General features: G+C 65.9%; 19 protein-coding genes. 11 read left to right on the forward strand and 8 right to left on the reverse strand.

Going from position 1 to position 20,566, the window contains the following annotated elements; translation table 11 throughout:
- Positions 1–9 precede the first annotated feature (9 nt).
- Genes ctaD through mnmE form a run of 8 tightly spaced genes read left to right on the forward strand, consistent with a single transcriptional unit; the run spans position 10 to position 8,216 of the window.
- Positions 10–1,608 (forward strand): cytochrome c oxidase subunit I, encoded by a 1,599-nt coding sequence (gene ctaD / locus ACZ46S_RS14405; protein WP_295738047.1) that lies wholly within the window; start codon positions 10–12, stop codon positions 1,606–1,608.
- Positions 1,609–1,616: 8 nt separating this feature from the next.
- Positions 1,617–2,552, forward strand: coding sequence for a heme o synthase (locus ACZ46S_RS14410; RefSeq protein WP_366516258.1), 936 nt, complete (start codon positions 1,617–1,619; stop codon positions 2,550–2,552).
- Entirely contained in the window at positions 2,549–2,752 is a 204-nt protein-coding gene (locus ACZ46S_RS14415) for a hypothetical protein (protein WP_464062275.1), read from the forward strand. Before ACZ46S_RS14410 ends, ACZ46S_RS14415 begins: the two co-directional genes overlap by 4 nt.
- Before the next feature lie 40 nt (positions 2,753–2,792).
- Positions 2,793–3,644, forward strand: a complete 852-nt coding sequence (locus ACZ46S_RS14420) for a cytochrome c oxidase subunit 3 (RefSeq protein ID WP_464062277.1) — start codon at positions 2,793–2,795, stop codon at positions 3,642–3,644.
- A gap of 3 nt (positions 3,645–3,647) precedes the next feature.
- Entirely contained in the window at positions 3,648–4,331 is a 684-nt protein-coding gene (locus ACZ46S_RS14425; RefSeq protein WP_464062279.1) for an SURF1 family protein, read from the forward strand.
- Positions 4,328–5,794 (forward strand): carboxypeptidase M32, encoded by a 1,467-nt coding sequence (locus ACZ46S_RS14430; protein WP_464062280.1) that lies wholly within the window; start codon positions 4,328–4,330, stop codon positions 5,792–5,794. Before ACZ46S_RS14425 ends, ACZ46S_RS14430 begins: the two co-directional genes overlap by 4 nt.
- The gene (locus ACZ46S_RS14435; protein WP_295738038.1) at positions 5,794–6,954 is read left to right on the forward strand and encodes a low temperature requirement protein A; all 1,161 of its coding nucleotides are present in this window, start codon (positions 5,794–5,796) and stop codon (positions 6,952–6,954) included. The genes ACZ46S_RS14430 and ACZ46S_RS14435 overlap by 1 nt, the downstream gene beginning before the upstream one ends.
- The gene (gene mnmE / locus ACZ46S_RS14440; RefSeq protein ID WP_464062282.1) at positions 6,951–8,216 is read left to right on the forward strand and encodes a tRNA uridine-5-carboxymethylaminomethyl(34) synthesis GTPase MnmE; all 1,266 of its coding nucleotides are present in this window, start codon (positions 6,951–6,953) and stop codon (positions 8,214–8,216) included. Before ACZ46S_RS14435 ends, mnmE begins: the two co-directional genes overlap by 4 nt.
- Positions 8,217–8,268: 52 nt before the next feature.
- Here the strand turns inward: mnmE and ACZ46S_RS14445 are convergent, their stop codons facing one another.
- Both ACZ46S_RS14445 and ACZ46S_RS14450 read right to left on the reverse strand, forming a co-directional pair.
- Positions 8,269–9,426, reverse strand: coding sequence for a hypothetical protein (locus tag ACZ46S_RS14445; protein ID WP_295738035.1), 1,158 nt, complete (start codon positions 9,424–9,426; stop codon positions 8,269–8,271).
- Entirely contained in the window at positions 9,419–10,129 is a 711-nt protein-coding gene (locus ACZ46S_RS14450) for a dienelactone hydrolase family protein (RefSeq protein ID WP_295738033.1), read from the reverse strand. The genes ACZ46S_RS14445 and ACZ46S_RS14450 overlap by 8 nt, the downstream gene beginning before the upstream one ends.
- A 157-nt stretch (positions 10,130–10,286) precedes the next feature.
- Here ACZ46S_RS14450 and ACZ46S_RS14455 point away from each other — a divergent pair, with 157 nt between their 5' ends.
- Positions 10,287–10,784, forward strand: coding sequence for a hypothetical protein (locus tag ACZ46S_RS14455; protein ID WP_464062285.1), 498 nt, complete (start codon positions 10,287–10,289; stop codon positions 10,782–10,784).
- A gap of 9 nt (positions 10,785–10,793) precedes the next feature.
- Here ACZ46S_RS14455 and ACZ46S_RS14460 read toward each other — a convergent pair whose 3' ends face one another.
- Entirely contained in the window at positions 10,794–11,747 is a 954-nt protein-coding gene (locus ACZ46S_RS14460; RefSeq protein WP_464062287.1) for a Hint domain-containing protein, read from the reverse strand.
- Positions 11,748–12,151: 404 nt separating this feature from the next.
- Entirely contained in the window at positions 12,152–13,273 is a 1,122-nt protein-coding gene (locus tag ACZ46S_RS14465; RefSeq protein WP_464062288.1) for a type III PLP-dependent enzyme, read from the reverse strand.
- Positions 13,274–13,586: 313 nt separating this feature from the next.
- Here ACZ46S_RS14465 and ACZ46S_RS14470 point away from each other — a divergent pair, with 313 nt between their 5' ends.
- Together ACZ46S_RS14470 and ACZ46S_RS14475 are read left to right on the forward strand one after the other, a co-directional pair.
- Positions 13,587–14,306 (forward strand): response regulator, encoded by a 720-nt coding sequence (locus ACZ46S_RS14470; RefSeq protein ID WP_295738025.1) that lies wholly within the window; start codon positions 13,587–13,589, stop codon positions 14,304–14,306.
- Positions 14,307–14,323: 17 nt separating this feature from the next.
- Positions 14,324–15,814 (forward strand): ATP-binding protein, encoded by a 1,491-nt coding sequence (locus ACZ46S_RS14475; protein WP_464064291.1) that lies wholly within the window; start codon positions 14,324–14,326, stop codon positions 15,812–15,814.
- A gap of 146 nt (positions 15,815–15,960) precedes the next feature.
- On the opposite strand, the gene ACZ46S_RS14480 is transcribed toward ACZ46S_RS14475, so the two are convergent.
- The 4 genes from ACZ46S_RS14480 to ACZ46S_RS14495 form a co-directional block, all read right to left on the reverse strand.
- On the reverse strand, positions 15,961–16,446 hold the full coding sequence (locus ACZ46S_RS14480) for a cupin domain-containing protein (protein WP_464062289.1): 486 nt from the start codon (positions 16,444–16,446) through the stop codon (positions 15,961–15,963).
- 16 nt (positions 16,447–16,462) lie between these two features.
- The gene (locus tag ACZ46S_RS14485) at positions 16,463–17,992 is read right to left on the reverse strand and encodes a CHAD domain-containing protein (RefSeq protein WP_464062291.1); all 1,530 of its coding nucleotides are present in this window, start codon (positions 17,990–17,992) and stop codon (positions 16,463–16,465) included.
- Between the two features lie 164 nt (positions 17,993–18,156).
- On the reverse strand, positions 18,157–18,690 hold the full coding sequence (gene thpR, locus ACZ46S_RS14490) for an RNA 2',3'-cyclic phosphodiesterase (protein ID WP_464062293.1): 534 nt from the start codon (positions 18,688–18,690) through the stop codon (positions 18,157–18,159).
- Between the two features lie 76 nt (positions 18,691–18,766).
- Entirely contained in the window at positions 18,767–20,533 is a 1,767-nt protein-coding gene (locus ACZ46S_RS14495) for an aminopeptidase P family protein (RefSeq protein ID WP_464062294.1), read from the reverse strand.
- Between the last annotated feature and the right edge of the window lie 33 nt (positions 20,534–20,566).

Below are 20,566 nucleotides of genomic sequence, written 5' to 3' on the forward strand. Positions count from 1 at the left end.
AGCCAGAGAATGTCCATTACCGCTGACCAACATGCCCTGCACGCTCACGGCCACCATAAAAAGAGCTTCGCCGCCCGCTGGCTGATGAGCACCAACCACAAGGATATCGGCACGCTATACATCATCATGGCGTTCATCGGCGGCTGCTTCGGCGGCGTACTCTCGATGATCATGCGCCAGCAGCTGATGTACCCGCATAATGACATCATCACCAGCGGCAACACCTGGAACGCCATCATCACCGCCCATGGGCTGATCATGATCTTCTGGTTCGTGATGCCGGCCTTGATCGGCGGCATGGGCAACTGGTTCGTGCCGATGATGATCGGCGCGCCGGACATGGCCTTCCCGCGGCTGAACAATATGAGCTTCTGGTTCCTGGTGGCGGGCTTCGTGTTCGTGATGCTGGGGCTGTTCCTGGGCACCGGCACCGGGGCGGGCTGGACGCTCTACCCGCCGCTGGACAACGCCCAGTACTCGCCGGGCGTGGCCACGGATTTCTCGCTGTTCTCCTTGCATCTGGCCGGCATTTCCTCGCTGCTGGGGGCGATCAACTTCATCGCCACCATCCTCAACATGCGCGCGCCCGGCATGACCATGCACAAGATGCCGCTCTTCTGCTGGGCGATCCTGGTCACCGCCTTCCTGCTGCTGCTGGCGATTCCGGTGCTGGCCGGGGCGGTGACCATGCTGATCATGGACCGCAATTTCGGCACCTCCTTCTTCGAGCCCTCCGGCGGCGGCGACCCGGTGCTGTTCCAGCATCTGTTCTGGTTCTTCGGCCATCCGGAGGTCTATATCATGATCCTCCCGGCCTTCGGCATCATCAGCCATGTCGTCTCCACCTTCTCCCGCAAGCCGATTTTCGGCTATCTCGGCATGGCCTATGCGATGGTGATCATCGGCTTTGTCGGTTTCGTGGTCTGGGCGCACCATATGTTCGTCTCGGCCATCTCGACCGATAGCCGGATCTATTTCGAGGTGGCGACGCTGATCATCGCGGTGCCCACCGGCATCAAGGTGTTCTCCTGGATCGCCACCATGTGGGGCGGCTCCATCGAGTTCAAAACGCCGATGCTCTGGGCGCTGGGCTTCATCTTCCTGTTCGTCATCGGCGGCGCCACCGGGGTGGTGCTGGCCAATGCCGGGCTGGATCAGGAGCTGCATAACGATTATTTCCTGATCGCGCATTTCCACTATGTGCTGTCCATGGGCGCCGCCTTCGCGATTTTCGCCGGGTTCTATTACTGGATCGGCAAGATGAGCGGCCACCAATATCCGGAATTCTGGGGCAAGCTGCATTTCTGGACCTTCTTCATCGGGGTCAATCTCACCTTCTTCCCGCAGCATTTCCTCGGGCTGGCCGGCATGCCGCGCCGCTACCCGGATTATGCGGACGCTTTCGCGGGGTGGAATTTCGTCTCCTCCGTCGGCTCGATGGTCTCGGGTGTTTCAACCCTGATCTTCTTTTATGTGCTTTACGCGGTCTTCACCTCGAAGCAGAAGCTTGCGGATAATTACTGGGGTGAGGGTGCGACGACGCTGGAATGGGCGGTGCCCAGCCCGGCCCCGCACCATACCTTCGAAGATGTGCCGATTATCCGTTAGGAGCCGATTTGTCCGACCACGTCTCTGAATTCCTGTCTGATACCGGCGCGGTGCCGCATCTGGGCGCCGAGCCGGCGGACTGGATCGCCCTGCTGAAGCCGCGCGTGGTCTCGCTGGTGGTGTTCACCGGCGCCATCGGGCTGCTGATCGCGCCCGGCCATATCAACCCGCTGATGGCGGCGATCGCGATCTTCTGCATCGCCCTTGGCGCCGGCGCCGCCGGGGCCATCAATATGTGGTATGACCGCGATATCGACGCGATCATGCGCCGCACCACCTCACGGCCGATTCCGGCGGGCAAGATCTCCGCCGCCGGGGCGCTGGGCTTTGGCGTTGTGCTCTCGGTGGTCTCGGTGCTGCTGCTGGCGATGGCGACCAATCTCTGCGCCGCCGCCGTGCTGGCCTTTTCGATCTTCTATTATGCGGTGATCTACACGATCTGGCTGAAGCGCCGCACCCCGCAGAATATCGTCATCGGCGGCGGGGCGGGGGCGTTTCCGGCGGTCATCGGCTGGGCGGCGGTCACCGGCCATATCGGCCTGCTGCCGATGGTGCTGTTCTTCATCGTGTTTTTCTGGACCCCGCCGCATTTCTGGTCCCTCGCCCTCTACGCCTCCACCGATTACGAGAAGGCCGGGGTGCCGATGCTGCCGGTGGTGAAGGGGGCGCGGCATACACGCTGGAACGTGTTCATCTACACGCTGATCCTGTTCCCGCTGGCGCTCTCGCCCTGGTTCATGGGGCTCGCCGGACCGATTTACGGCCTCACCGCGCTCGTGCTCGGGGCTGCCTTCATCTATTACGCCTGGGGCGTGCTGCGCGATGCGCAGGATGCGAAGGGGGTGAGCCTGAACAAGGACGCTCCGGCCCGCGCCGCCTTCAAATTCTCCATTCTCTATCTGTTCCTGCTGTTTGCCGCCTGCGCGGTGGACCGGCTGGTATGAGCCCCGCCATGGCCCGCAAGCTCGATGAGATGCCCCGGGTGGAACTCACCGAATCGCATTGGAGCGATGAGCAGAAGGCGGAGTTTCTGCGCCGCCGCCGGGCCAGGAATTTCCTGCTGCTCGCCGCCTTGGGCGGGTTCTGCCTGATCGTCTATGTCATCGCGCTGGTGAAGCTGCACGAATACGGCCAGATGTGGTGACCTGAGAAACGTCTAAAACACCGATAAAAGGGGGAAACAGATGAGCGGCTCAATCCATACCGCGACCGACCAGGTGAAGGGCACCGTGCCCCACCCTTACCATCTCGTCGATCCCAGCCTCTGGCCGCTGTTCGGCGCCACCGCGGCGATGATCACCTTCACCGGCATCATCCTGGCGGCGCATTTCCATGATTTCATCGTGCTCGCCATCGGCGGTGTCGCGGATGTCAGCGTGATGTTCCTCTGGTGGCGCGATGTGATCCATGAGGCCCGCACGCCCGGCCTGCACAAGATCGTCACCCAGATGGGCCTGCGCTACGGCATGGCCTTGTTCATCGCCTCCGAGGTGATGTTCTTCGTCTCTTTCTTCTGGAATTATTTCAACTATTTCTTCTACCCGGACAAAATGGGCACCGCCTTCGCGCCGGTCTGGCCGCCGCAAGGGGTGACGACGATCGACCCGTTCGCGATCCCGCTTTTCAATACCATGGTGCTGCTGCTCTCCGGCACCACCATCACCTGGGCGCATCACGCGTTGCTGGAAGGGGATAACAAGAATCTGGTGCGCGGGCTTGGTATCACCATCGTGCTGGGGCTGATGTTCCTCTGCGGCCAGGCCTGGGAATATACCCATTCGCCCTTCCCGTTTTATCATGGCGGCATTTTCGCCTCCTCCTTCTTCATCGCCACCGGGTTTCACGGCGCGCATGTCATCATTGGCACGCTGTTCCTCACCGTCTGCTTCTTCCGGGCGCGGGCCGGGCAGTTCACCAAGGAGCGGCATTTCGGCTTCGAGGCGGCGGCCTGGTACTGGCATTTTGTCGATGTGGTCTGGCTGTTCCTGTTCGTCTGCATCTATTATCTCGGCCGCAGCGCGATCACGGCGGGATAATCCTTGCGCCGGCTGATCCTGCCCGCCGCTCTGGGGCTCGCGGCCTTCTGTGCCTTCATCGCGCTCGGCGTCTGGCAGCTGCACCGGCTGACCTGGAAAGAGGGCATCATCGCGCAGATCCGCGCCGCGCAGGTGGCTCCGCCGGTCCCGCTTGGGCCCCATCCCGGCCCGTTCGAGAAGGTGGCCGCCACGGGGGATTGGGTGCCGGGCAAGGCGGCACTTTACGGGCAGATCGTGCATGACGGGCCGCGCGGGCCGATCTCCGGCGGCGAGCTGATCATGGCGCTGCGCCGGCCGGACGGGCAAATTCTGCTGGTCGATCTCGGCTGGGTGCCGCAGACCATCCCCACCCCTCTGGCTGACCCGCCCGCCACCCCGTCGGGCTATATCCACGCCCCGATCAGCCCCGGCTGGTTCGCCCCGCCGGACAATCCCAAGGCCCAGCATTATTACACGCTGGACCCGGCGCGCATCGGCGCCGGCATGGGGCTGCGCAATGTCGCCCCCTATATGCTCATCGCGCTCGGGCCCTTGCCGCCGCCGGGCAGCACCGCCCCGCAGCCGGCGCAGAATTTGCCCACCCCGCCGAACAACCATTATGGATATGCGCTCACCTGGTTCGGCTTCGCCGGGGTCCTGGTGTTCGAATTCATCTTCCTCGCACGCAAAAGGCTGCTGTCGACATGAGCGCTTACGAAGCCCTGAAATCCGCCTTCAACCGCATCGCCTGCCTGGACGAAGCCAGCGCCATGCTCGGCTGGGACGCCGCCGCGATGATGCCGGAGGGCGGCGCGGCGGCGCGCGGTGAGCAGCTCGCGGTGCTGGCCGGGCTGTCGCACGAATTTCTCTGCGCGCCGGAGCTCGGCGAACAGCTTGAAGCCGCCCGGGAAGAGGGCTGGGACGGCAAAAACCTCGCTCTGATGCGCGAGGCGCATCTGCGCGCCACCGCCTTGCCGGGCGCGCTGGTGGAGGCGCAGGTGCGTGCCGGCCGGGCCTGCGAGACCATCTGGCGCGCCGCGCGCAAAGCCAGCGATTTCGAAGCCGTTCGTCCGGCTCTGGAAGAGGTGGTGAAGCTCACCCGCGAGGGTGCGGAGATCCTCGGCCAGGCGCTGGGGCTCTCGCCTTACGATGCGCTGATGAGCCAGTATCAGCGCGGCATCACCGCCGCCGAGGCCGAGGCGATTTTCACCCGTTACGAGGCCTTCCTGCGCACGGCGCTGCCCAAGGCCGAGGCCTTGCAGGCCACCCGCCCGCAGCAGGAATTGCCCCCCGGCCCCTACCCGGAAGCGGTGCAGGCGGCGCTGGCCCGCAAGCTCGCGCAAGCGGCGGGGCTGAATTTCAACGCCGCCCGGCTGGATATCTCCGCCCACCCGTTCTGCGGCGGCACGCCCACCGATATCCGCATCACCACCCGCTACGACGAGGCCGATTTCGCCGCCGCCCTGATGGGCGTGCTGCATGAAACCGGCCATGCGCTCTATGAGCAGAATCTTCCCGCCGCCTGGGCACGCCAGCCGGTGGGGGCCGCGGCCGGGATGGCGGTGCATGAAAGCCAGTCCCTCATCGTCGAGATGCAGGCGGTGCGCTCGGATGCCTATTTGGGCTATCTCGCCCCGCTGGCCAGCGCGGCCTTCGGCAAGGAGATCACCCTGGCCGGGCTGCAGCACCGGCTGCGCCGGGTGCAGCGCAGCTTCATCCGGGTCGAGGCGGATGAGATGACCTACCCGGCCCATGTGCTGCTGCGCTTCCGGCTGGAGCAGCGCCTGCTCTCCGGTGAGCTGAAGGTGAAGGATCTGCCCGGCGCCTGGAATGAAGGGCTGAAGGACCTGCTCGGCATCACCCCGCCGGACGATGCGCGCGGCTGCCTGCAGGATATCCATTGGTTCGATGGCGCCATCGGCTATTTCCCTTCCTACACGCTGGGGGCGATGGCGGCGGCGCAGCTGATGGCGGCGGCGCGCGAAGCGCTGCCGGATCTGGATGGCGCACTGGCGAAAGGCGATCTCTCGCCGCTCACCGCCTGGCTGGCGCGGCATGTGCACGCGCTCGGCGCCTCCGCCGGGTTCAATGAAATCCTGCAAGGCGCCACCGGCGAGGGTTTGAACCCGGCCTATTTCGAGGCGCATCTCACCGCCCGCTACCTCACCTGATGTTTGCCGCCGCCTCCAGCCTGCTGCGCCGGCGCGGAGCCCCCGCGCCGGTGACGCAGATCGAGCTGTTTTTCGATCTGATCTTCGTCTTCGCCGTCACCCAGATTTCGGAATTCCTGCGCGCCCACCTGAATGGTTTGGGGGCCTTCCAGGGGCTGATGCTGTTCGCGGCGATGTGGTGGTGCTGGGTCTATACCAGCTGGGTGACCAACTGGATCGACCCGGAGCGCCGTCCGGTGAAATTACTGCTGCTCGGGCTGATGGGCTGCGCCTTGCTGCTGGCCGCCAGCCTGCCGGAGGCCTTCGCGGAACGCGGCCTCGCCTTCGCCATCGGGCTGGGCGGGCTCAATCTCGGCCGCTCTTTGTTCATGCTCTGGGCGCTGCGGCGGCATGATTCAGGAAATTATCGCAATTTCCAACGTATTTCCGTGTGGCTGGGCATCGCCGCCGGACTCTGGCTGCTCGGCGGCCTGGCCGAGGGCAGGGCGCGCATGGCGCTGTGGATCGTCGCGCTGCTGATCGATCTTTCAGGGCCGGCCAACGGATTTTACGTCCCTGGTCTCGGCCGTTCGACCACCCAGGACTGGCAGGTCGATGCCCGCCACATGGCCGAGCGCTGCGCCGGCTTCGTGCTGATCGCGCTGGGTGAATCCATCACTGTCATCGGCGCGAATTTTTCCGAATTGCACTGGGGCGCGCCAACCTGCCTGGCCGCCTTGCTGGCGCTGCTGGCCGCCTTCGCGCTGTGGTGGATCTATTTCAACGATGCCGCCGAGCGCACCGCCCACGCCTTCGCCCACGCCCAGGATGTCGGCAAAATCGCGCGTGCCGCCTATACTTACGCGCATGGGCTGTTGGTGGCGGGTGTCATCGTGGTGGCGGCGGGGGATGCGTTTCTGCTGGAAGATCCGCTGCATGCGCCGACAATGGGGCAGGGGCTGATGCTGCTCGGCGGCCCCGCCGCCTTCCTGCTCGGCAATGGCATTTTCCGCCGCATGCTGCATCCGCGCTTCCCGCCTTCGCATCGCTACGGGCTGGGCTTGATGGCGGGTCTGGCGCTGGCCGCGCCTTTCGCCCCGCTTTGGCTGCTCGGCGCGCTGGTGCTGGCCGTGCTGCTCGCCGTCATTCTCATCTCCAACAAGCTGGCCGGACCATCATGAGCACCATCTTCGCGCCGATCACCGGGCGCGGCGGCGCGATCTCCACGCTGCGCCTCTCCGGCCCGGACACGTTCAAAATCAGCCAGGCGCTGGCAGGACCTTTGCCGGCCCCCCGGCGGGCGGCGCTGCGCAAATTGCGCCATGACGGGGCGCTGCTGGATGAGGCGCTGCTGGTGACTTTCCCTGCCCCGCGCAGCTTCACCGGCGAGGATGTGGCGGAAATCTCCTTGCATGGCGGCCGCGCCGTGCTGGCGGCGGTGAGTGCGGCGTTGGTCGCCCTCGGCGCCCGCCCGGCCGAGCCCGGCGAATTCTCCCGCCGCGCCTTCGAGCATGGCCGCATGGATTTGTTGCAGGCGGAAGCCATGGCGGATCTCATCGCCGCCGAAACCGAGGCGCAGCGCCGCCAGGCGCTGGAGGCCGGTTTGCACGACCAAGCCGCCGATTGGCGCGAGCGTCTGCGCCAGATCATCGCCCGCCAGGAAGCGCTGATCGATTTTCCGGATGAGGATCTGCCGCCCGAAGTGGAAGCAAATCTCCTTGCCGGGATCAGCGATCTTCGCGATGAGATGCAGCACGGCCTGCACGCCGCCCCGGCCGCCTCGCGGCTGCGCGAGGGGTTGGAATTCGTCATTCTCGGCGCGCCGAATGCGGGAAAATCCACGTTGCTGAACGCGCTGGCGGGCGAGGATGTCGCCATCGTCTCCGAGATTCCCGGCACCACCCGCGATGCGCTGGGGGTGCGGGTGGATCTCGGCGGCGTGCCGGTGCATCTAACTGACACCGCCGGCGTGCGCGAAACCGAGGACGCGATCGAGGCCGAAGGTGTGCGCCGCGCCAAAGCCAAGGCGGGGGCTGCGGATTTCGTCATCCTCGTGGCGCCGCCCGGGGCGGATTTCGCCGAGGCTCCGCCCGGTGCCGCGGTGCTGCGCCTTCGCACCAAGGCCGACCTCGCCGAAAGTCCCGATGAATTCTGCATCTCCGCCAAAACCGGCGCGGGCATGGCGGCGTTGCGCGCCCGCCTCGCCGAAGCCGCCGCCGCGCTGACCGATCGCCAAGGCGCAATCGCTCTGGCCCGGCCCCGGCAGATCGCCTGTGTGCGCGATGTGGTGCAGGCGCTGGATATGGCGCTGGCGCTTGAGGAACCCGAATTGCGCGGCGAGGAGCTGCGCATGGCGGCTTCGGCGCTGGCGCGGCTGGCGGGCGGGATTGGGGTGGAGGAGATTCTGGACGCGGTGTTTTCGGGATTTTGTATCGGGAAGTAAGTCGTGGGGACTTTTTGAAAAAAGTCCCCACACCCCCAAAAACTTTTGCTAATTAAAGCGGATTCACGCCCAGCGCCGCCAACCCGGCCCAACTCGTCGCACTCAGCGAAGGCCGGCGGTAATAGTTGAAATCCGCCTCCGGCACGCCCTTCCGCAGGGACGGCCCAACTTTCAACCCGGTGCCCAGAACCGGCGCCACCGTCGCATACACATAGCCCTGCGGTGACAAGTTCTCCGCCACCGTCTGCAGAAACGCCCCCGCCCGCGCATCCCCCAGCCGCTTCAGCGCCAGCGCCGCGAAGGCCGTGCCTTCCAGCCAGATCCCGTCCGAGGCGCTGGAAAATCCGATGCCATCGCCATGCTGCAACGCGTCCACCGCCGCCTTCGCACTCGCCCCGTCGCCAATCCCGGCCAGATACGGCCAGATCCCGGCATCCGCCGCCAGCATCGCCCCCGGCTTGCCATCCGGCGTCAGCCCGGTCTTGAACAGATGCGCCTTCGCATCATAGGCCGCCTTCACAAATGCCCTGGCATGGGCTGCATCTTCCGCCCGGCCCAGCCGCGAAAACGCCACCGCCAGATCGAGATTCTGTTCCGTGCTCTCCCAGCCGAGCTTCTGCTGCGACGGATCGAACCCGTAAAACCCGCCATAATAGCCAAGCGGCGCGCGCAGCCTCTCATCCAGGAAATTCCCGGCCTTGTTCGCGGGTCTATCCATCCCCAGCGCCTGCCAGAGCAGCATCGCCCAGGCCACCGGCCCGGTATCGGTGCCGACCTGATACGGGTCCTCATCCCACTGATTGGTTTTCTTGTTCCAGAATCCCGGCAGTTTCGCCGGGCTCGTCATCACCCCGGCGGCATAGCCGTTGCGCAACCGGCCATCGTGAAATGTCCGGTCATGCGCCTGCGCCATCGCCAAAGCCTGGCCGATGCGCAGCGCCTCATCCTCATGCCCCGCCGCGATCAGCAGCAGCCCGGCCAGCGCATTATCATACACATAGGCGGCATTGGCCTGGGTCAGGTCGAAATTATCCGCCCCCGGCCCGCTTTTCACCAGATAGGAATTCAGCAGCACCGGGCCATCGCCCAATGCGGCCATCTGCCCGCGCACCGCCTGCACCAGAAGCTGGCCCAGATCCGGCGCTGCCCGTGCCAAGGCGGGCAGCGCCAATGCCCCCGCGCAAACCGCGCGGCGTGTCAGCTTAGTCAAGGATTTCGGCGAGCAGCTCGGTGGTGTGGCCATTGGCGATGGTCGCCGCGCGGGCATCGTAATGCACCCCGCCGACGCGCGCGAAGGCGTGCTGCACCTCGGGGAACACGAAGGCGTCCACCCACTCATTGCCTTCCAGCCCCTCGATCAGCGTCTCGCGCCCCTCGGCCGGGAAGAACTCATCCTCATCGGCGATATGCAGCATCAGCGGCGCCTGGATGCGGTCGAATTCCGGCAGCAGGCTGTCCAGCCCGACACCGTAATAGGAAACATTCACGTCCGAATCGGAGCGTGTCGCCATCATCACCGCCAGGCGCCCGCCGAGGCAGAAGCCGATGGTGCCGGCATTGCCATTGCAACCCGGCAGCTCACGCGCCGCGGCCAGGGTGGTCTTCAGATCCTCGATGCCCTTATCCTGGTCGAAGCGGTTCATCAGGTCGAACGCCTTCTGCCATTCCGCGTCGCTCTTGTCGGAGATGTTCACCCCCGGCTCCAGCCGCCAGAACAGATCCGGGGCGATGGTGATGAAGCCCTGCTCAGCGAGAGACGCGGCGGTCTCGCGCAAGCTGTCATTGACCCCGAAAATCTCCTGGATCACCACCACCGCGCCGGCTTCCTTGCCAGCCTTGAGGCCCTTGGGCTCCCAGACGAAGGCCGAAAATTCGCCGCTCTGATCCGCCGCCTTGAGTTTGATCTCGCGCATTCTGCTCTCCGTTTTGTGGATGTCGTCCGGCCGGAATGGCCGGTCGGGGCGGAGTGTAGAAGAAGCGCGGGGAAGGCGCAAAAGCGCTTTGATGAACAAAAATTGCAATTGATAATCATTATCAATTATGCGAGGGTCGGGCATAGGAGGTGCAGCCATGACCCTGTTGCAAGCTGAGCCGGGTTTGAGCCGGGCGGAACGTGTGGCCCTGTGCGCATTGCGCCGGGCGGTGGGTGGTCAGGCGGGGGCAGCCAGTCTGGTTTGCCCGTTCGGGTTGGGGCGGGATCAGGCGCAGATCCACCGCGCCTTGCTGGCGGTTTGGCAGGGGCGGCAGGCGGATTGCGCGCGGGCTTTGCCGCTGCGCCCGCCCGGCGGGTTTGCTGTCACCAAGCTGGAGCGCCGGCTGCTGCGCGCGGTGGCGGCGGCCCAGAACGAAGCCTTCTGGCTGCTGGATAATTATCTCTACCGCATCGCGCTGGAACCCGCGCAACGGGCCCGGCTGGTGGCGGCACTGGAAGCGCTGGCGGCGGCGCTGGCGGTGCATGGCTATTGGCTGGAGGTGCGGCGCGAAACCCCGCCGCTCGCCGCCTCCGCCATGCGGGTGGCCAGCCAACGCGGGCTGGACCTCGCCACCGCCCAGGTCGCCTGGCCGTAAAGCCCGCCTTCAGGCGGCTTGGGCCTGGCCCAGCGCCTGGCGCAATGAAGCCGGCAATTGCCGCGCGGATTTTACCCGCGGCAGCTGCATTTCCTGGATCGGCGGCAGCGCCGCCTGCGGGCCGCGCGCCGCCCAGTTATGGAAGGCCAGCCGGTCGATATGATCGACGAAGCTTTCCGAGGCCGCGCCTTCCGCCAGCACCAGCGTATGTTCGGCCAATTCCAGATGATAATAGGTGAAGCGCTCCGGCATCTGCGGCTCGCGCAGGATGCTGCCGCCATTCACCATCGCCCCGGCCTGCACCAGCACCCCGCCGAGCAGAAAGGCGTGATCGGGCGAGCAGAGCAGATCCCGCCGCGGCAGCCCGCCGCCCAGCGCGCCGGCGCGGATGCGCACCGGGCCGACGCGGATGGGATCGGCGAAGGCACGGACGATCTGCTGCTCGCCCAGCCAGCGCAACGGCATCAACCGGCCATCGGCGCAGCGGATCAGATCGCCCGGGCGCAGGCTCTCCACCGGCTTTTCCCCGTCATGCGTCTCGATCAGCGTTCCGGCCATGAAGCAGACGGCCTGGCCGGTGGCGAGATCCCATTGATAGGGCGAGCTGGCGCCGGTCGTGTCATGATGCGCCGTGCCGGAAGCGCCCCGCCCGAGGCTGTTGGATTGGCTGGTGCTGGGGGTGACGAAATACCAGAGCCCGGCCCCGCCTGGCAGCGTATTCGCAATAAACCCGCTCACGCTGTCGATTGTCGTGGTGCCGTAATAATAGCTCGGGAGGCTGAAGTCGCCGATATTCAGCTTGAAGCTTTCGCCGGTGATCGCGGTGTTGACGTCGCCCAGCAGGTTGGCGAGGGCGCCGGTGGCGGTGGAGGTGACGCTGACCCCGATATGCAGCGGGGAGAGAATCGTCGCGGTTGCGCTGCCGCCGCTGCCCGGGGTGAGCGCGATCGCGTAGGCGGTCATGCCGTTTTCCGTGATTCCGCCCTTGCTTGAGCCGTCTCTGTCGCCATCGCCAGGCCAGGTCCAGCTCCCCGGCGCGCAGCCAAACCAGCTGCTCGGCCACGACGAATCGTCAAAATTTTGGAAATTTATATTATTTTGCGTGTCGGCCATAACAACCTCTCTTATTCCAAAAATCGTACAAATTTTGATTCAAGGCGAAGCTAGAGAGGCATATTTAAGGTGGTTTTCGCGTGGCGACGGTTAAAAAAAGAATAGATGTGTCACAAAATAAATCGCCTGACTCCGCGTTGGCGAAGTCAGGCGATTTGGTCGGCGCGTTAAATTGACTTACACAACCTGTTGCTGCGGCGGCGCTGTGGCGCGGCGCGCCGGGCTGAGCCTTTCCGGCTCAGCCACCACAACCCTCAGATGTAATGCTCGGCCAGCGGCGCGAAGCCATTGAAATTCTGGCTGGCATAGCTGGTGACGTAGGCGCCGGCATCGTGGATCAAAACCCGATCGCCGGACTGCAAATCGAGGGGGAGGCTGAAGGATGTCTTTTCGTACATGACATCGACCCCGTCGCAGGACGGGCCGGCCAGCACCACCGGGCCGGTGGGGCCATTGCCGGCGGTGATGCGGTAACGGATCGCCTCGCCCTCGGTCTCCGCCAGCCCGCCATAGCGCCCGATATCCAGATACACCCAGCGCCGCTCATCCTGCGGCATGCGCCGGCAGACCAGCACCGCCTCCGCCGCCACCACCCCGGCATTGCCGACCATCGCACGGCCCGGCTCGATCAGGATGTCCGGGATGTCGTTGCCGAAATGCGCGACCATCGCGTCCATGATGGCGTTGCCGAAGGCATCCGCCTCGGGCACCTCCTCCTGGTAGCGCACCGGAAAGCCGCCGCCGAGATTGAGCATCCGCATCGGCAGCCCAGCTTGCTTCAGGTCGGTGAACAGCATCGCCACTTCCGCGATCGCCAGCTCATAAGCCAGCGTGCCGGTCTGCTGCGAGCCGACATGAAAGGAGAGCCCGTGCGGCACCAGCCCCAAAGCAGGGGCGGCCAGCATCAGCTCTTTCGCCTTTTCCAGCGTGGTGCCGAATTTCTTCGAGAGCGGCCATTCCGCGCCGATATTATTCACCGCCAGACGGCAATAGATTTTCGCGCCGGGCGCGTGCCGGGCGATTTTCTCCAGCTCCTCGCGGGAATCGAAGGCGTAGAGCGGCACCCCGGCCTTGTAGGCGGCCTGGATCGCGGAGGGCTTCTTTACCGTGTTGCCGAAGGAAATCGCCTCCGCCGCCGCGCCGGCCTCCAGGCAGGCCTGGATTTCGGGCCAGGACGCCGCGTCGAAACAGGCGCCGGATTGCGCCAGCAGCCGCAGAATCGCCGGCGCCGGGTTGGCCTTCACCGCGTAATAAATCAAAGCCGCCGGCAGCGCCGCGCGCAGCCGGGCATAATTCTCCGCCACCTGGTCGAGGTCGAGCACCAGGCACGGCGTCGCGGGCTGCGACGCCAGAAAGGAAGCGAGTTTGGGGGTCATGGCCCTCAAGTCCTTCTCTCAAATGCCCGCCTGTTCACGCGGCGGGGCAGGGTTATCGAAACGGTCGAACGAACCAGCCGACTTCCAGGTCGCCGGAGGGCTTCCCAGTCGTGCTGCCAGAACGCTTGACGCCGTTGCGTAACCGGAGAGCCGGCAGAGGCACGTACGTTGCTGCGTGAGGGCGCATTAGAGCCAACGGCCCAGGGGGGCAAGCGTTTTTTTCGTGGCCCGGACTGTTGCGGTTCAGGGCCGAATTGTCACGTATTGCAACCTCATCTGCCCAAAGCCCCAGCGGATCGCTATTGTAACAGCCATGGACACCCTGCCGCACATACTCGTCGTCGATGACGACCGTGAAATCCGCGATCTGCTGGCGAAATTCCTGGAACGCCAGCGTCTGCGCGTGACCGCCGCGCGCGATGGGAAGGAGGCGCGCCGCGCCTTCCTCAACGGCCATTATCAGCTGGTGGTGCTGGACCTCATGCTCCCCGGCGAGGGCGGGCTGGAGCTGGCGCGCTGGTTCCGGGCCGAGACCAACGTGCCGATCATCATGCTCACCGCCATGGCCGATGAGACCGACCGGATCATCGGGCTGGAGCTGGGGGCGGATGATTATGTCACCAAGCCCTTCAACCCGCGCGAGCTGCTGGCCCGCATCCGCGCCGTGCTGCGCCGCACCGCCGAGGCGGAGGACCGCGTCGCCGACCAGAGCGCGAAAACCTACCAGTTCGCCGGCTGGGTGCTGGAGACCGCGCGCCGGCGCCTGCTGGACCCGAGCGGCACCGAGGTCGCGATCACCGGCGGCGAGTACGACCTGCTGGTCGCCCTGCTGGACCGGCCGAACCGGGTGCTGACCCGCGACATGCTGCTGGATCTGCTGCGCGGCCGCCAGGCCGGGCCGTTCGACCGGGCGATCGATGTCGCGGTCTCGCGCCTGCGCCGCAAGCTGGAGGATGACGGGCGCAACGCCCAGCTGATCAAGACCGTGCGCGGCGGCGGCTACGTGCTCTCCACCCCCGTCGAGCGGCTTTGAGCTTTCGGCGGCTGAGGCTGGGCTGCTTCAGGACGCGCCTGCTGCCGCACAGCCTGGCGCGGCGGACGATTCTGTTCCTGCTGGTCGGCTTCGCGCTGATCCAGATGCTGGGGCTGCTGGTGCATACGGTGAACCAGATCAATCTGCAGCGCCTGGTCCAGGAGCAGGAATTCGCGACCCGGGCGGCGATCATCTATCGCCATATCGCCCTGGCGCAGCCGGACAACCGGGCCATGGTGGCGGCGCGCGAGCCGGTGCCCAAGGGCGACACGGTCAGCCTGACCATGGTGCCGCCCGAGCAGGGCACGCTGCCCATGCCGCTGCCGATGGCCGAGGCGGTGCGCGCCGGCATCTTCACCTATGGCATCCCGCGCCCTATCCGTCCGCGTGGCATCGTGCTGCGGATCATCCCGCATCCGCTGCGGCTGATGGTCAGTTTCGGCCTGCCGGACGGGCTGTTCTTCCCGCCGCTGCCGCCGCCCGATGGCGGCCCGCCGGGGGATGGCGGTTCGCCCGATCATGCGCAACCGCATGACGGCTTCCCGGATGGCCCGCCGCCCTTCGCCTTTCCCTCGCCGGACGAGCTGATGCCGCCTTTGATGTGGCTGACGGTGACGACCGAGCTGCATCCCCCCGCCCCCTGGCGTTCGCCGGGCTTCGCCACCGCCTTCATCGTGATGATGCTGCTGGGCGGCATGATGATCACGCTGGCGGTGCGGCAATTGCTGGTGCCGGTGAAAACCCTGGCCCGCGCCGCCGAACTGTTCGGGCGCGACGTGGTCAATGCCCAGCCTTTGCCCGAGACCGGCCCGGAGGAGATCGCCACCGCGGCCCGCGCCTTCAACACCATGGCCGCGCGCATCCGCCGTTTCGTCGAGGACCGTACCTTCCTGCTCACCGCCATCGGCCATGATCTGCGCACCCCGATCACGCGGCTGAAGCTGCGCGCGGAATATATGGAGGATGACGAGCAGCGGGCGAAAATGCTGGCGGATCTCGATGAGATGGAGGCGATGGTCGCCGCCACACTCGCCTTCGGCAAGGACATCACCACCACCGAGCCGCTGGCCCGGCTGGACCTCGCCAGCCTGCTGCGCACGCTGGTGGATGAGGCGGCGGATCTCGACCCCGAGCGCGCCGAGACGCTGGATTATCAGGGCCCGCTGCATCTTCCCATCAACGCCCGGCCGCTGGCGCTCAAGCGCGCGCTGAGCAATCTCATCACCAACGCGCTGAAATATGGCGACGCGGCGCGGGTACGCTTGCACCCGCCGGTGAAGGGCATGCTGCGCATCGAGATCGAGGATGACGGGCCGGGGATTCCGGTGGAGGAGATGGAGCGCGTCTTCGAGCCTTTCCGCCGGCTGGAGACCAGCCGCAACCGGGAAACCGGCGGCTCGGGGCTGGGCATGTCGATCGCCCGCAACATCATCCGCGCCCATGGCGGGGATATCGCCCTGGCCAATCTGGCGCAGGGGTTGCGGGTGAGCGTGACGCTGCCGGTTTAGAGCAATATGTGTTTAGGTTGACGCGCCAGCGTCAAAATAAACACATGAAATTGCTCGCCAAAACGAAAGCTAGAGCGTTCAGCTAAAAGCTGAAGGCTCTAAGACGCGCGAGAAGGGGGCGTTTTGAAAAAACGCCCCCCAAATCTCTATTTCTTGCCTACCCCTGCGGGCAGTTCCCGAATCGCTGCAAGCGGGGTCACGCTCCCCGGCAGCCCCGGCGCGCGCAGCAGGCGCTGTCCGGCCTCGGGATAATCGCAGACATCATGCGCATTGCGCTCCCCCGCCACCAGGCAGCGCAACAGCGTCTCGCCGCTATTGCGCAGCCGATGCGCCGCCCCGCCTTTGCGATAACCGATGAAATCGCCAGCGGAAATCTCAAACATCTCATCGCCGATATAGGCCGTGCCGTTTCCTGAGAGCACATACACGCACTCATCCTCATTCGAATGAACAAGCAGCGCCGTACTGTCATCTCCAGGCTGCACCTCGATCAAATGAAACCCGATCCCGGTCAGCCCGGTGGCATCGCCCAGTGATTTATTCAACCGCTTCGCGCCCGGCTCAAGAAAATGCGTCTTCGCCGTCCCCGCCATGGCCTCGATCTCAACGCGGCGCAGCAGATAGCCTTCCATGGCAAACCCCCCAGGGTCAGACGAAGAGTTTCGTGTTCTTGAACTCCGCCCAGGCGGCGTTCAGCGCCCGTGGCTCGCCCAGCGCGGCATGCGCCGTCCAGCCCAGCACGATGCCAAGCGCCCGCAGCGCCTCCGGCGTGCCGCCCTGCAGCCGCGCGGCCAGACCTTCGGCGGTGGCCATGTCGTTGAGCTTGCCCAGCTCTTCCTGCAATGCAGCGGCGGCGCTGTTGAAGCTGCGCACCTTGCCCTTCTGCGCGTACAGCCCGCCGAAAAACTCCGCCGCATAGCGCAGTTTTTTCAACTCGATGCGCACCAGATGCCGGTCATGCGCCGGCAGCGCCGCCAGATTTCGCCCGCGCTTGCGCACCTTGCGATGCAAACGCTGCAGGCAGATCGCGCCGAAATCGCTGGCCGGCGCGGCCAGCTGCGCCAGCGCCTCCACCGGCAGGCCGCCGCGCCAGCCGCGCCTGGCGATGAAGGCCTCGGCGGCGATGATGAAGCGCGTCGTCGCCGGATCATCCAGCAGCGCGCGCACGGCATCATAGCCGGCGGCGCGATGGCTCTGGCATTGCGCCTCCAACGCGGCGAAGCCGCGCTCCCGCGGGAAGGCGTTGGCCGGTCCGTCGCGCAGCATGGCGATGAACACGTCCCAGTTGCGCGCCTCGCCCATGGCATTGGCGAGGCGCTTGGCCTCCTCGCGCAGCAGCAGGAACTCAGCGCAAGGCAGCGCCCGGTTGAACAGCCCGAGGGCCGAGCGCAGCCGGCGCATGGCCACCCGCATCTGATGCACGGCCCCCACCTGGTCGCCATGCGCGAACACCGCCCAGTTGGCGCGGAACTGGTTGAGGCAGGATTGCACGATGTCATGCACCGCCTCATCCAGGCAGGGCGCACCTTCCAGCGCCCCGGCGGCCTTTTGCGGTTTCAGCATCGGCCCGCCGGCCAGGCGCACGGCGCGCGGGCCGGGGAATTCCGGTTGCAGGGTCAGTGCCGCCTCGCCGGCGAGCGCCAGCGCGGCATCGGCCAGGGCGGTGGCCGGGCCGGAGAGTTCCACCTCCGCCAGAGTGATCTTTTGCCCCTCGGCGCCGAGCTGCCCGGCCTCGAAACAGAGCGTGGCGCCGGCAAAGGCGCGTGTGGTCTGGCGCAGCGTGCCGAAGGCCATTTCATAAAGCGGCGCATCCTGCAGCAGCGTGGTCAGGCTGGCCTGCCAGGCCGGGCCGAAGGCGCTCAAATCCGGCGCCTCGCCGGTCTGCGCCGCTTCCAGCCGTACCCCGTCATGCAGCAGGCTGAGCCGCGCCGCGCGCCCCGCCTTGCGCCAGCTCAGCGTCACCCCGGCCCGTGCCAGGGCGAAATCCGCGCTGTCCAGGTAGCGCTCCTGCAGCCGCTTCGCCCGTACCGGCGGGCCGAATAGCGGGCTCTGTTCCAGCGCCTTCAGCCGCGCGGCATCCAGGCCAAAGCGCCATGTCCGGATCATTTTCCGCTCGATTTCCGCTTCCGCCGCCGGCGCCTCCGGCGTCAGGGCCTCGCCCGTCACAATCGCGTCCATGCCGCAACGATACCGTGGCGGCCGCCCCTGAGTCGAGCCAGAGAAATGTGAAGATTGCCGTAGCGCGAGAGGGGCGTTACGCCCCTCTCGCGCTACTCATTTTTTATCGAGCAATTTCATGTGTTTGTATCGCCTCTGGCGCGTCAACCCAAACACATATTGCTCTAAGCCAGGGCGTATTCAGCCTCGGGCGTGTAGGTTGGCTGGTCCTTGCCCAGGAAGGAGGAGAACAAGGTCACATTATCGGCGCGGATCGGCGCCGAGCGGTACAGATTATTCGCCTGCACGAAGCTGGTCAGCGCCGGCGTCACCCCCATATCCATCCGCGCCAGTGTCACATGCGGGGTAAAGCGCCGCTTATCCGGCGCCAGCCCGACGCGGTGCAAGGCCGTCTCCACCTTCGATTGCAGCCGCGCCAGATGTTCATTGCGCTCCACCCCGGCATAGAGCGTGTTCACCCGGCCATTCTTCTCGAACCAGCCGAGCCCGGAGAGGGAGAAGGTGAAGCCGCGTCCGCGCAGCGCGCTCAGCGCCATGTCGATCTCTTCCGCCTGCAGCCGGTTGGCCTCGCCGATGAAGCGCAGAGTGAGGTGGAAATTATCCTCCGGCACCCAGCGCGCGCCGGGCAGATTGCAGGAAAGTTCGCTGAGTTCTTCCTTGACCTCCCAGGGGAGGTCGAGTGCGACGAACAGGCGCATGGCTTGCCCTTTCTTGAAAAATTCAGCGACTCCGCAGCTCAAAGACTGCCTGATCCACGACGCGATGGTCAAATAATTATATGGGGGCGCAAACCCGCTTCAACCAGGCGGCAGCTTTATCAGAGAGATAGGGCGAAAGCATGGCCGCCACATGCGCGTGATACGCATTCAGCCAGGCCAGCGCCTCCGCCGGCAGCAGGGCCGAATCGATCAGCGCACGATCAAACGGCACCAGGGTCAGCGTCTCGAAGCGCAGGAATGGCTTTTTCGTCGCCGGGAAATCCGCCTTCTGCACCAGCAGCAGATTTTCCATGCGGATGCCGTAGGCGCCGGGCAGATAATAGCCCGGCTCGTCGGAGAGGATCATCCCCTCCGCCAGCGCCACCGGCCGCGCCGCGCGCGAAATGCTCACCGGCCCCTCATGCACCGAGAGATAGGCGCCCACCCCATGCCCGGTGCCATGGTCATAATCCAGCCCGGCGCGCCACAGCTCCTGCCTGGCCAGCGCATCCAGATGCGCCCCCGCCACCCCGTCCGGAAACACCGCCCGGGCCAGGGCGATGGTGCCGGCCAGCACGGCGGTGACATGCGCCTTCACGCTGTCCGGTGCGGTGCCGGGGCCGATCCAGATGGTGCGGGTGATATCCGTGGTGCCGTCCAGATACTGGCCGCCACTATCGATGAGATAGACCTCGTCGGGCTTGATCGCCCGGTTGCTCGCCTCGTCCACCCGGTAATGGATGATGGCGCCATTCTCCCCGGCGCCGGAGATCGCCGGGAAACTCTCGCCCCGGAATTTGTCCTGCGCGGCGCGGCAGGCCAGCAGCCGGGATGCGGCGCTCATCTCGGTCTCCTTGCCGCGGGGCAGCGCCTCCGCCGCCCAGGCCAGGAATTCCACCATCGCCACGCCATCGCGCAGATGCGCGGCGCGCGCCCCCGCCTGCTCGGCCGCATTCTTCTGCGCCCGGGGCAGCGCCACCGGGTCCGGCCCGGGGGCGATCACCGCCCGCGCCTCCTTCAACGCCGCCTCAAACCAGGCCGGCTGGCTTGCCGGATCATAGCGCACCACGCGGCCTTCCAGCGTCGCGATCGCCCCCGGCAGCGCCTCCGGGGCGGCGATGAACACTTGCGGGCCGAGATGGGCGCGCAGTTCGGGCGTGATCTTCTCCGGCGCCATGAACAGCCCGGCGGTGCCATCCTTGTGCAGCAGCGCGTAGCCGAGCGCGAAGGGGCAGAATTCCAGATCCGTGCCGCGAATATTGAACAGCCAGGCCAGCGAGGCGCCATCGCTCAGCACCGCGCTATCCTGCCCGGCCGCCTTCAGCGCCGCGCCCAGGCGATGGCGCTTCGCCGCGCTGCTCTCCCCGGCCAGCGCCTCCGGGTAAGGATAGGCCGGCGCCAGCGGCGGGGCGGGGCGGTCCGCCCAGATCGCGTCGATCAGGTTGGGCGAGAGCGGCACCATCTCCACCCCGGTAAAGCGGCCCAGCGCCTCGGCGCTGATCGTCCACGGGTCGTAGCCGATCCGCCCGCCCGGCGCCGCCTGGGCCAGCCAGGCCTCGGGCTTGTCCTCGATAATATGCCGCCGTTCCCAGGCGCTGGCGTCGGTCTCCTGCTCCAACTGCAAGGTATAGCGGCCATCCGAAAACACCGCGGCTCGCGCGCTCAGCACAATCGCCAGCCCCGCCGAGCCGGTGAAGCCGGAGATGAAAGCCAGCCGCTCCGCGCAGGGCGGGACATATTCGCCCAGATATTCGTCCGATCGTGGAATCAAATATCCATCCAGCCCGTATTGACGACATGAAGCGCGTAAGGCGGCGAGGCGTGTGTTATGTTCTGATGACATGAGTAATCCCGTTGCTATGCTTCCAACGCAGGC

It is taken from the genome of Acidocella aluminiidurans, assembly GCF_055383125.1.

Excerpts from the sequence above, each read along its gene's own strand:
- mnmE (WP_464062282.1), top strand. The coding sequence starts at position 6,951 with ATGAGCACCATCTTCGCGCCGATCACCGGGCGCGGCGGCGCGATCTCC.
- ACZ46S_RS14460 (WP_464062287.1), bottom strand. The coding sequence starts at position 11,747 with ATGACCGCCTACGCGATCGCGCTCACCCCGGGCAGCGGCGGCAGCGCA.
- thpR (WP_464062293.1), bottom strand. The coding sequence starts at position 18,690 with ATGCGCCTGTTCGTCGCACTCGACCTCCCCTGGGAGGTCAAGGAAGAA.
- ACZ46S_RS14470 (WP_295738025.1), top strand. The coding sequence starts at position 13,587 with ATGGACACCCTGCCGCACATACTCGTCGTCGATGACGACCGTGAAATC.
- ACZ46S_RS14420 (WP_464062277.1), top strand. The coding sequence starts at position 2,793 with ATGAGCGGCTCAATCCATACCGCGACCGACCAGGTGAAGGGCACCGTG.
- ACZ46S_RS14430 (WP_464062280.1), top strand. The coding sequence starts at position 4,328 with ATGAGCGCTTACGAAGCCCTGAAATCCGCCTTCAACCGCATCGCCTGC.
- ACZ46S_RS14465 (WP_464062288.1), bottom strand. The coding sequence starts at position 13,273 with ATGACCCCCAAACTCGCTTCCTTTCTGGCGTCGCAGCCCGCGACGCCG.
- ACZ46S_RS14495 (WP_464062294.1), bottom strand. The coding sequence starts at position 20,533 with ATGTCATCAGAACATAACACACGCCTCGCCGCCTTACGCGCTTCATGT.
- ACZ46S_RS14415 (WP_464062275.1), top strand. The coding sequence starts at position 2,549 with ATGAGCCCCGCCATGGCCCGCAAGCTCGATGAGATGCCCCGGGTGGAA.
- ACZ46S_RS14480 (WP_464062289.1), bottom strand. The coding sequence starts at position 16,446 with ATGGAAGGCTATCTGCTGCGCCGCGTTGAGATCGAGGCCATGGCGGGG.
- ACZ46S_RS14455 (WP_464062285.1), top strand. The coding sequence starts at position 10,287 with ATGACCCTGTTGCAAGCTGAGCCGGGTTTGAGCCGGGCGGAACGTGTG.
- ACZ46S_RS14485 (WP_464062291.1), bottom strand. The coding sequence starts at position 17,992 with ATGGACGCGATTGTGACGGGCGAGGCCCTGACGCCGGAGGCGCCGGCG.
- ACZ46S_RS14450 (WP_295738033.1), bottom strand. The coding sequence starts at position 10,129 with ATGCGCGAGATCAAACTCAAGGCGGCGGATCAGAGCGGCGAATTTTCG.
- ACZ46S_RS14435 (WP_295738038.1), top strand. The coding sequence starts at position 5,794 with ATGTTTGCCGCCGCCTCCAGCCTGCTGCGCCGGCGCGGAGCCCCCGCG.
- ctaD (WP_295738047.1), top strand. The coding sequence starts at position 10 with ATGTCCATTACCGCTGACCAACATGCCCTGCACGCTCACGGCCACCAT.